11 protein-coding genes are annotated in these 8,973 nt (G+C 58.0%); 10 read left to right on the top strand and 1 reads right to left on the bottom strand.

Annotated features, from left to right (window positions below; translation table 11 throughout):
* Positions 1-140 precede the first annotated feature (140 nt).
* The 8 genes from aguB (at position 141) to HU811_RS21480 (ending at position 6,640) form a co-directional block, all read left to right on the top strand.
* On the top strand, positions 141-1,019 hold the full coding sequence (gene aguB / locus HU811_RS21515) for an N-carbamoylputrescine amidase (RefSeq protein WP_186657993.1): 879 nt from the start codon (positions 141-143) through the stop codon (positions 1,017-1,019).
* Positions 1,020-1,022: 3 nt separating this feature from the next.
* Positions 1,023-2,129, top strand: coding sequence for an agmatine deiminase (gene aguA, locus HU811_RS21510; protein ID WP_186657992.1), 1,107 nt, complete (start codon positions 1,023-1,025; stop codon positions 2,127-2,129).
* A 245-nt stretch (positions 2,130-2,374) separates the two neighbouring features.
* Complete coding sequence (locus HU811_RS21505; RefSeq protein WP_186657990.1) at positions 2,375-2,578, top strand: hypothetical protein; 204 nt, start codon at positions 2,375-2,377, stop codon at positions 2,576-2,578.
* A 338-nt stretch (positions 2,579-2,916) separates the two neighbouring features.
* Entirely contained in the window at positions 2,917-4,203 is a 1,287-nt protein-coding gene (locus HU811_RS21500) for an OprD family porin (RefSeq protein ID WP_186657989.1), read from the top strand.
* 233 nt (positions 4,204-4,436) lie between these two features.
* Positions 4,437-5,183 carry a 2OG-Fe dioxygenase family protein gene (locus HU811_RS21495; RefSeq protein ID WP_092402139.1) on the top strand — a complete coding sequence of 249 codons (747 nt, stop codon included), beginning with the start codon at positions 4,437-4,439 and terminating at the stop codon, positions 5,181-5,183.
* A gap of 13 nt (positions 5,184-5,196) precedes the next feature.
* The gene (locus HU811_RS21490; RefSeq protein ID WP_186657994.1) at positions 5,197-5,634 is read left to right on the top strand and encodes a GNAT family N-acetyltransferase; all 438 of its coding nucleotides are present in this window, start codon (positions 5,197-5,199) and stop codon (positions 5,632-5,634) included.
* Positions 5,631-6,344, top strand: coding sequence for an AzlC family ABC transporter permease (locus HU811_RS21485; RefSeq protein WP_047226872.1), 714 nt, complete (start codon positions 5,631-5,633; stop codon positions 6,342-6,344). Before HU811_RS21490 ends, HU811_RS21485 begins: the two co-directional genes overlap by 4 nt.
* Positions 6,323-6,640, top strand: coding sequence for an AzlD domain-containing protein (locus tag HU811_RS21480; protein ID WP_047226873.1), 318 nt, complete (start codon positions 6,323-6,325; stop codon positions 6,638-6,640). Before HU811_RS21485 ends, HU811_RS21480 begins: the two co-directional genes overlap by 22 nt.
* Here HU811_RS21480 and HU811_RS21475 read toward each other — a convergent pair.
* Positions 6,557-7,483, bottom strand: coding sequence for a LysR family transcriptional regulator (locus HU811_RS21475; RefSeq protein ID WP_092402142.1), 927 nt, complete (start codon positions 7,481-7,483; stop codon positions 6,557-6,559). The genes HU811_RS21480 and HU811_RS21475 overlap by 84 nt on opposite strands.
* Before the next feature lie 352 nt (positions 7,484-7,835).
* Between HU811_RS21475 and HU811_RS21470 the strand changes: the two genes are divergently transcribed.
* Both HU811_RS21470 and HU811_RS21465 read left to right on the top strand, forming a co-directional pair.
* Complete coding sequence (locus HU811_RS21470) at positions 7,836-8,246, top strand: MbcA/ParS/Xre antitoxin family protein (RefSeq protein ID WP_092455900.1); 411 nt, start codon at positions 7,836-7,838, stop codon at positions 8,244-8,246.
* Entirely contained in the window at positions 8,246-8,923 is a 678-nt protein-coding gene (locus HU811_RS21465) for an RES family NAD+ phosphorylase (protein ID WP_186657985.1), read from the top strand. The genes HU811_RS21470 and HU811_RS21465 overlap by 1 nt, the downstream gene beginning before the upstream one ends.
* Positions 8,924-8,973 lie beyond the last annotated feature (50 nt).

The following is an 8,973-nucleotide window of genomic DNA, read 5'->3' as shown; positions in this document are numbered from 1 at the left end:
CCCACGGGATTTAGTAGGCTTAAAATCGATTTTTGTCGGCTTTAGCTGCAGGGTTTACGATGTGTTGAGCGTTTTATGCTTTTAAAGCCGATTTTTATCGGTTATAAAGTCGGCACCACACATGCTCTGGAGCTCCATTCATGAGTCGTATCGTCACCGTTGCCGCTACCCAGACGGCCTGTTCCTGGGACTTGGAGGCCAACATCGAGACCGCTGAAAAGCAGGTTCGCGAGGCTGCCGCCAAAGGAGCGCAGATCATCCTGCTCCAGGAGTTGTTCGAGACGCCGTACTTTTGCCAGAAGCCCAACCCGGACTACCTGCAATTGGCGACTCCGGTCGAAGATAACGTCGCCATCAGGCATTTTCAGAAAGTCGCCAGGGAGCTGCAGGTCGTCTTGCCGATCAGCTTTTTTGAACGGGCCGGTCGTGCGCGTTTCAACAGTATTGCGATCATTGATGCCGACGGCCGTAACCTGGGGGTATACCGCAAGAGTCACATCCCGGACGGTCCTGGTTACCATGAGAAGTACTACTTCAACCCTGGCGATACCGGTTTCAAGGTCTGGAATACTCGCTACGCCAGGATCGGCGTGGGCATCTGCTGGGACCAGTGGTTTCCCGAGTGCGCCCGCAGCATGGCGCTGCAAGGCGCGGAAATTCTGTTCTACCCGACCGCCATTGGCAGCGAGCCGCACGACAAGAGCATTTCGTCCCGCGATCACTGGCAGCGCGTGCAACAAGGGCATGCCGGCGCGAACGTGATGCCGCTGGTGGCCAGCAACCGCATAGGCAACGAAGAGCAGGATGGCTACGACATCACGTTCTACGGCTCCTCGTTCATTGCCAATCAGTTCGGTGAAAAGGTCCAGGAGTTGAACGAAACCGAAGAAGGCGTGTTGGTGCACAGCTTTGACCTGGACGAGCTGGAACACATTCGCAGTGCCTGGGGCACTTTTCGTGATCGTCGTGCTGACCTGTACGGCTCGATCAAAACCCTCGATGGCTCACTGGAGTCCTGATTTATGACAACGTTGCACAGCACTCCCCGCGCGGATGGTTTCCACATGCCCGCCGAGTGGGCACCCCAGACACAGGTCTGGATGGTCTGGCCCGAGCGCCCGGACAACTGGCGCCTGGGCGGCAAGCCCGCGCAGGCTGCTCATGTGGCGGTCGCCAAAGCCATCGCCCGCTTCGAACCGGTGACCGTGGCGGTGTCGGCGAACCAATACGAAAATGCCCGGGCGCATCTCGACGTGCCGAATGTCCGCGTGGTGGAAATGTCCAGCGACGATGCCTGGGTCCGGGACACCGGCCCGACGTTCGTCATCAATGACAGTGGCGAAGTGCGCGGCGTCGACTGGGACTTCAACGCCTGGGGTGGTTTTGATGGTGGCCTGTATGCGCCGTGGAACCGGGATTCGCAAGTGGCCAGCAAGATTCTCGAGATTGAACGCAGCCCGCGTTACCGCACCGAAGGTTTCGTGCTTGAGGGTGGCTCGATCCACGTCGATGGCGAGGGCACCCTGATCACCACCGAGGAATGCTTGCTCAACCGCAATCGCAATCCGCACCTGAGCCGCGAAGACATCGAGGCGGTGCTCTGCGCGCAGTTGGCTGTGGACAAAATCATCTGGCTGCCGGACGGCCTGTTCAACGACGAAACCGACGGGCATGTGGATAACTTCTGCTGCTACGTGCGCCCTGGCGAAGTATTGCTGGCCTGGACCGACGACCCGCAGGACCCGAACTACACCCGCTGCCACGCCGCGATGGACGTACTGCAAAACAGCACTGACGCCAAGGGACGCCCGTTCACAGTGCACAAGATACCGATTCCGGGGCCGTTGTATGCCACCGAAGAGGAATGCGCCGGCGTGGACGCGGTGCAAGGCTCCCAGGAGCGCAATCCGACCGTGCGGTTGGCCGGTTCCTACGTGAACTTCCTGATCGTCAACGGCGGCATCATCGCGCCGAGCTTCGACGATCCACTCGATGGCCCGGCGAAAGCGCTTCTACAAGGGCTTTTTCCAGAGCACGAAGTGGTCATGGTGCCGGGTCGCGAACTGTTACTGGGGGGCGGAAACATCCACTGCCTTACCCAACAACAGCCTGCGCCGCGCACAAAATGAGTGGTGATGTAACAGCCAGGTAATATCGCTGGCGGCAGCTCTGCGCCGGGCTTTTTGGATCCATTTTGCTTTGGCCCGCGGCCTGATTGGGGATGCGGGCTTTTTTATGTCTGCAGATCGGCGGTGCAGGCACATTGGCATAGCTCTTGTATCTGTATCCCGGCAGTTCTGGGGAGCGGAGCTGAGTTGTTTTGTCATAAACCTTGGATAAATTGGCCGCTCATCAACCAGGAGAGGGCGCTGGAATGAATATGATAAGCGAGCGCACATACCATCCCTTGGCTGTTGTGAATGGTGAGTCGCTTAAAGTTTTGGCACAGTGGTTGAAGTCCAACGGAACGCGTCAGACCAGAGAACCCGATCCGCGTCGGATGATCATGGAACGCTACCCGGATGGCCTGTTCAGCGAGGCTGAGCTGGAAGCACTGTGGGACGTGATGCAAGGATAGAATTCGATGGATTGAGAAAAGGCGCTGGCCAGGATGGCAGCGCTTTTTTTGTGGCTGATGGTTCTGTGTCGAACACTGAGCCCATTTGAAGATTGTTTTTAGAAGTTTATCGCCTGATTACAGACGATTCACGAAATTGACACATCATTGAAGGCGGGACTAGGATTCGTTCACGCCTGTGGCTAACAGCCATGACTCTTAAATAATAAAAAGGCCCGCCACGATCATTCGTGGGCGGGCCTTTTCATTATTTTCAGGAGCAAGAGTCCGAAAAAGAGCGCAAAGCGCCGTTTCGGCTGCCGTCGCAGTGCGTATCAACCCGTACAAGGAAAATAATCATGTTGAACAAGCGCATTGCTCTGATCGCACTGGGGATTTTAAACACGACATATGCCATGGCCAGCGACCAGGCTGAGTCCAAGGGGTTCGTTGAGGACAGCAGCCTGAACGTGCTGTTACGCAACGCCTATATGAATCGCGACTACAAAAACGGTAATGAAGACAAAGCCGAATGGGGTCAGGCCGCTATCGGAACGTTCTCGTCCGGTTTTACCCAAGGCACTGTGGGCGTGGGTGTAGACGCCTTCGGTCTGTACGCGCTGCGTCTGGATGGCGGCAAAGGTCGCAGCGGTGCGGGCGGCATCGACTTCTTCAAGCAAGGCGACAGCGGCAACGCGGCCGATGACCTGTCCAAGTTTGGAGCAGCGGTCAAGTTCCGTGTTTCCAATACCGTGTTGGCCTACGGTGACCAGATGCCGGCCCTGCCGGTGCTGAGCTACGACAACTCGCGCCTGCTGCCGGAAAGCTACACGGGCACGCTGATCACTTCTAAAGAGATCAAGGGCCTGGAGCTGAACGCTGGACGTTTCACCGCCGAGTCGCGCAAGAGCGCCGAGGGTCGTGACAGCGGTGGCCTGAAGTCGATCAACGTATTGGGCGGCAGCTATCAGTTCACCGAGCAGTTCAAGGCTTCGCTCTACGCCTCGGATGTCGAGGACGTGTTGAAAAAGCAGTACGTGAACGCCAACTACGTATTCCCATTGGCCAAGGATCAGTCCCTGACCCTGGACTTCAACGGCTATCGCACCAAGCTGGACAACAGCTATGTTCGCGAAAACAACGTCACCGGCGATGACAACAAGATCTGGAGCCTGGCCGCTACCTTCGCCACCGGGCCGCACAGTTTCACGCTCGCCCACCAGCGCAGCACTGGCGACAGCAACCTGGGCTATGCCTACGGCGGTTATCAGCGTGAGCAGAATCGTGTTGGTGACGGTGGTAACACGATCTATCTGGCCAACTCCTTCTGGTCCGACTTCAACGCTGAAGACGAACGCAGCTGGCAATTGGGTTATGGCCTGGATTTCACCACCTTCGGGATCCCCGGCCTGACGTATAACGTGGCTTATGTGCGTGGCGATAACATCACCACGTCCACCAGCGAAGGCGGGACTGAGCGCGAGATCTTCAACCAGTTCAAGTACGTGGTCCAAAACGGCCCCGCCAAAGACCTGAGCGTGCGGTTGCGCAGTTCGTTCCTGCGTGTTTCGCAAAAATCCAGCGAGTACAACGTTAGCGGCAATGAGCTGCGGGTGTTCGTGGATTATCCGATCAGCGTCTTCTGATGCCTGATCACGTTCCAAACGCCTGATGAAAAACCCCGAGTGCAAACTCGGGGTTTTTTCTTTGGACGGCAAAAAAACCGTTGGAACAGTCTGTTTTTCCGAGAAAAAATCGTACTAATGACACATTGTCCACCGTTTCAAGCATGGCTTGAAATGCCTCAAATACTTTCTCATGGACGTAAATACTGTACCCACTAGATTAGGCTGCTCAATGCAGTGGAGACCTATGAAAAATGATCGTTCTGAACAGGGAAGTCGGCGAAGCGCTCAGACGTGACAAATACGTCAATGTCCGCGGTGGAGACTTCAATCTCTACGGTCATTTCGGTGACTTTGTCCGGCTGACCAAGAGCTGGGAAAACATGGAGCCCGACAGCTACTACGGCCAGGCCGAGTCAGGCATGCGTTTTCGCCGCTACAGCGACTTCGAATACAACCCCAGGACCCGCGAACTCTCGCAGCTCGAGCACCGGGCCTACATTCAGTCCAAGGCTAACAACAGCTATGTCGGTGGACTGGAGCGGCATTTCCAGGACTTTTCCAACGAAGTGATCAACTCACCGGTGATGCGCAGTCTGATCGACACGGACTTTGAGGTGTACAAGAACGTCCTTCCTCAGGAGCTGCACGAGGAAATCTGGCAGTGCCAGATCCACCAGATCCGTATCGAGATCAAGCCGGGCAAGCAACTGGAAATCACCCCTGAAGGGATTCATTGCGACGGGTACCCGTTCAGCGGCGTGCACTTCTGGGGCCGTCATAATGTGGCCGGCGCAGAGAGTCGTCTGTACACCGCCCAGGAAGAACAACTGGCGGCGATTACCTACGAGGACATTCTCGACACCACGTTCTTCCTCGACCGCGACATGCGCCATTACGTCACCCCGGCCCGGAACGTCCATAGCCATGAAATGGCTTTCAGGCAGATCCTGGCGATTTCCTTCTCGCGGCCCGGGACCGCTTTTGACATTGTTCGCTGAACAGCTCGAACCCATGGACGATCTGGAGCAACAGGTTCTGTTGCGCCGGGCAATGGTCAGGGACGCCGAACGACTGGAGCAGTTCTTTCGCGGTTTCGACGAAGTGTCGTTCTGCGAGTGGCAGGATGCCCGATTCTTGCGTGGGGTGTTGTTGCAGGAGACCACCACTGCGTACCTGGCCGTCGATGTCTGCGGGGAGGTGGTGGGGGCGGTGATTGGCGGCATGCTCGGCACCCGTGGCACCATCAATCACCTGGCCGTCAGCCCAGGGCATCGCACCCGAGGCCTGGGCCAGCGGCTGGTGGAGGCGGCATCGGCCGACATGAAGCGGGTCGGCGTACTGCGCATGTTCCTGTTCGTCGACGATGCTAATCTGGCCGGCAAGCGGTTTTGGGCAGCCCAAGGCTTTTGTGAGCCTCGGGGTGAAATCACTTTCGAGAGGGATCTATGAGCAAGACTTCCAGCCAGCCGCTGGTGGTCGAACCACAAGCCTCGCGTACCTTTGCTGAAGCCAGTCCGGTGGTAGCGGGTTATTTTACGGTTTCGTTTGTGTTCGGTCTGATGGCGGTCAACGCCGGGTTGCCCTTGTGGCTGCCGGTGGCGATGTGCCTGTTCGTTTACGCGGGCGCTTCACAATTTGCGGCGCTGGCGTTGATTTCCAGCGGAGCGTCGCTGACCACCATTGTACTCACCACGTTCCTGATCAACGCGCGGCACATGCTGATGTCGGTGTACATGGCCAAGGCATTGCGGGCGTTGGGGCTCAGTCGTTTCGAGCGCTGGTGCTACGCGGCAGGGCTCACGGATGAGTCGTTCGCCTTCCACAGCGTCAAACTCGGCACCGGAGCGCCGGTCAGCGTGCGTTACCTGATCGGCTTCAACCTCTTTTGCCACACTTCCTGGGTGCTCGGCGGTCTGCTGGGGGCGGTGTGTGCGCAATACGCGGCGCACCTGATCAAATACCAGCTCGACTACGCCCTGACTGCGATGATGCTCTACGTGCTGGTTTCGCTGTGCAATACCCGTAACAAGCTGATCGCTGCCCTGGCGGCGGTCGTCTGCATGGGCGGGCTGAGCCTGCTGGGCAGCTCGCCGTTCAATGTATTCATTGCCACGTTTGTTGGCTGCGGGGTGGGCGTATGCCTGACCAAACGTTCCTGATCCTGGTCGTGGCCCTGATGATGGCGGTGACCTTTCTGCCACGGGCCCTGCCGCTGCAGGTCAATACTGAAAACTGGCCACCGTTCGTCGCCCGCGCCTTGGAATACCTGCCGGTGGCGATCGTCGCTGCCATCAGCCTCACCCCGTTGTTGATCAAGGATCAGCAGATACAACTCGACCGCCCGGAGTTCTATGCCGCGATTCCGACGCTGTTATGTGCGTATTTCAGCCGCAACCTGTTTCTCAGTGTGGCGGTGGGCACGGCGGCGTACATCGCGCTCGGTTCGTTCCTTTAGCGTCAGGTCCACAACATCGTGCAGCGCCTGGCCGGACAACTCTGGATTATTCACCGCCAGGCGGACCTCGAGGAAATCCTCGAAGTCCGGGAAGATCGTCAAGTCGTTACGCAGCGCAGCTTCGCGGGACACCAGCCCCAGGCCATCGAGCTGGGTGATCAACGACAATGTCAGCGTTTCACTGCAGGAATACACCATCCGCTGACTCGAACCGTACTCACCCAGGCCGGCATCCAGGAAGCGAAGGAAGCTGTGGGAGTACGGACATTCCTCGGCGGGACGCACCTGAAACTTATCGCCGAGCAAACCGAGGGAGTCGTCCTCTTCGCCACAATGGGCGCCGACCACCTGCACCTGAACGTCCGGCATGGTGATGCTGGAAAAGCCGCTCTGCTGCGGACCGATCAGGATCGCCAGGTCGAAATCTTCATTCTTGAGCTTGCTCAGGTTTTCCATCGACTCGGCGTAACTGAACTCCAACTGATACTGAGGAAACACGGCGATCAGCCGATCGATCATCCGCCGGTTGAACTCCGCCGGCAGCGTGGTATTGAGCGCCGCTCTCAGCGTGCGCTGCCGGGGTGTCTTCAGCGCCGCGACCTTCTCTTCCAACTGCCGCGTGGCAACCAGCACCTGATCCATGAACGGCGTCAGTTCCGAGCCTTGGCTCGTCAACGTCAGGCCCTTGTTCGACCGCCGGAACAACCGGAAGCCGAACTGCTCCTCAACTTTGTTCAACTGTGCCGCCAATGCCTGCACCGTGAGGCAGGAATGTTCCGCTGCCGCCGACAAGGAGCCGGTCTGCACGATGCGCATGAGGTTGCGTAAGGTTCTGCTATCCATGAGGTAATGCCCTCTGCTTAAGTGGGCTCGCTATTGTTGTGCACCTGGCCCGGTCAGGCAGTGCATGCCGGCTATCATCATGTACCTTGCCACGGTTGTCGCGGTTTTGTGGCGAAAAGCTCCGGCAGACGATGGTTGGAGCTTATGCGGGATTTGGGTTTTTTGCCTGATCAACGGTAATCGAGGCGGTCAGCGAGTCCGTAAGTGGCTGGCGCAAAGAAAATTCCTGCACACGTCTGGCTGAATTGTTCAGGTAGAGGGGGGTGAAAATACGTTTACGAACAAAAAATAATACTTTATCCGTATTTGTACTACTCTCTAGGTGTCAGTCTAGCAATGGAGCCCACATCTCATGGCAACCTCCTCCATCAGCCTCAACGCGCAGCAACAATTGGATTCCCCGGACGCGGGTCGGGTCGCGTTGAAGTTTTTCTTCAATCTGATGGCGTTGTGGGGCTGCAGCGTCGAGCAGCAGCGCACGTTGCTGGGCAAGGTAGGCAACACGACTTTCTATAAGTACAAGCAATTACCGGAAAACGTCAGGCTGCCTCACGACACACTGGAGCGCATTTCCTACCTCATGGGTATTCACAAGGCGCTGAGCATCATCTTCAGCAACAGCCGGGACCGCGCTTACCAGTGGGTCAACAGCCCCAATACCGCTGCGCCCTTCAACGGCCAGTCGGCACTGGCCTACATGCTCGCCGGGCGGGTGGTGGACATCGCCGATGTGCGGCGTTATCTCGACGGAGTACGCGGTTGATGACACCCCCCCTGGCGGACCCGCAATGGAAGCGTGCCTACCGGATCGTCAACAGCAGCTTCCCGCCGATTGCGCTGTTCGAAGATGTGCTTGATCCCGAGGACCTGCCCACCGCGTATGCCCTGGAAGCACTGACCAACGACCGGCTCATGGAAGAAGCCGGCGTGCTGTCCCGGGTGCGCCCCGAGGACCGCATTTCCGGGCCCGGCTCCTCGCCGGTGATGGCCGCGTTTACCCATATCGGCAAAAGCAGCCGCTTCAGCGACGGCACCTTCGGCGTCTACTACGCGGCCAGCAGCCAGGAAGCCGCCATTGCCGAGACCTGCTACCACCAGGCGCGATTCCTCGGGGCGACCAACGAGCCGGATCTGGAATTGACCATGCGCACTTACGTCAACAAGGTCATCAAACCGCTGCACGATATCCGCCAAGACTACCCGCACCTGCACAACCCGGACCCCACCGCCTACGGCCCGTCCCAGGTGTTCGCCCGGCAACTGCGCGAAACCTTGTCCTGGGGCTTGCTGTACAACAGCGTCCGCCTGTCCGGGCACGAATGCGTCGCGGCGTTTCGCCCTCCGGCGGTTTCGGTTCCGGTGCAGGGCAAGCATATCCGCTACGTCTGGAGCGCCCAGAAGCGGGAGATTTCGTTTGTGTTTGAGGTGAGCGAGGTGTGAGTCAGGCTTTAGGGTGTTTTATGGCTGGGCAATAATTATTGCCCAGCCAT

Origin of the sequence: Pseudomonas tehranensis (assembly GCF_014268615.1) — a bacterium.
GTDB classification, from domain to species: Bacteria; Pseudomonadota; Gammaproteobacteria; order Pseudomonadales; family Pseudomonadaceae; genus Aquipseudomonas; species Aquipseudomonas tehranensis.
This window is presented reverse-complemented; position numbering and strand designations above follow the sequence as displayed.

Excerpts from the sequence above, each read along its gene's own strand:
- aguB (WP_186657993.1), top strand. The coding sequence starts at position 141 with ATGAGTCGTATCGTCACCGTTGCCGCTACCCAGACGGCCTGTTCCTGG.
- aguA (WP_186657992.1), top strand. The coding sequence starts at position 1,023 with ATGACAACGTTGCACAGCACTCCCCGCGCGGATGGTTTCCACATGCCC.
- HU811_RS21505 (WP_186657990.1), top strand. The coding sequence starts at position 2,375 with ATGAATATGATAAGCGAGCGCACATACCATCCCTTGGCTGTTGTGAAT.
- HU811_RS21500 (WP_186657989.1), top strand. The coding sequence starts at position 2,917 with ATGTTGAACAAGCGCATTGCTCTGATCGCACTGGGGATTTTAAACACG.
- HU811_RS21495 (WP_092402139.1), top strand. The coding sequence starts at position 4,437 with ATGATCGTTCTGAACAGGGAAGTCGGCGAAGCGCTCAGACGTGACAAA.
- HU811_RS21490 (WP_186657994.1), top strand. The coding sequence starts at position 5,197 with ATGGACGATCTGGAGCAACAGGTTCTGTTGCGCCGGGCAATGGTCAGG.
- HU811_RS21485 (WP_047226872.1), top strand. The coding sequence starts at position 5,631 with ATGAGCAAGACTTCCAGCCAGCCGCTGGTGGTCGAACCACAAGCCTCG.
- HU811_RS21480 (WP_047226873.1), top strand. The coding sequence starts at position 6,323 with ATGCCTGACCAAACGTTCCTGATCCTGGTCGTGGCCCTGATGATGGCG.
- HU811_RS21475 (WP_092402142.1), bottom strand. The coding sequence starts at position 7,483 with ATGGATAGCAGAACCTTACGCAACCTCATGCGCATCGTGCAGACCGGC.
- HU811_RS21470 (WP_092455900.1), top strand. The coding sequence starts at position 7,836 with ATGGCAACCTCCTCCATCAGCCTCAACGCGCAGCAACAATTGGATTCC.
- HU811_RS21465 (WP_186657985.1), top strand. The coding sequence starts at position 8,246 with ATGACACCCCCCCTGGCGGACCCGCAATGGAAGCGTGCCTACCGGATC.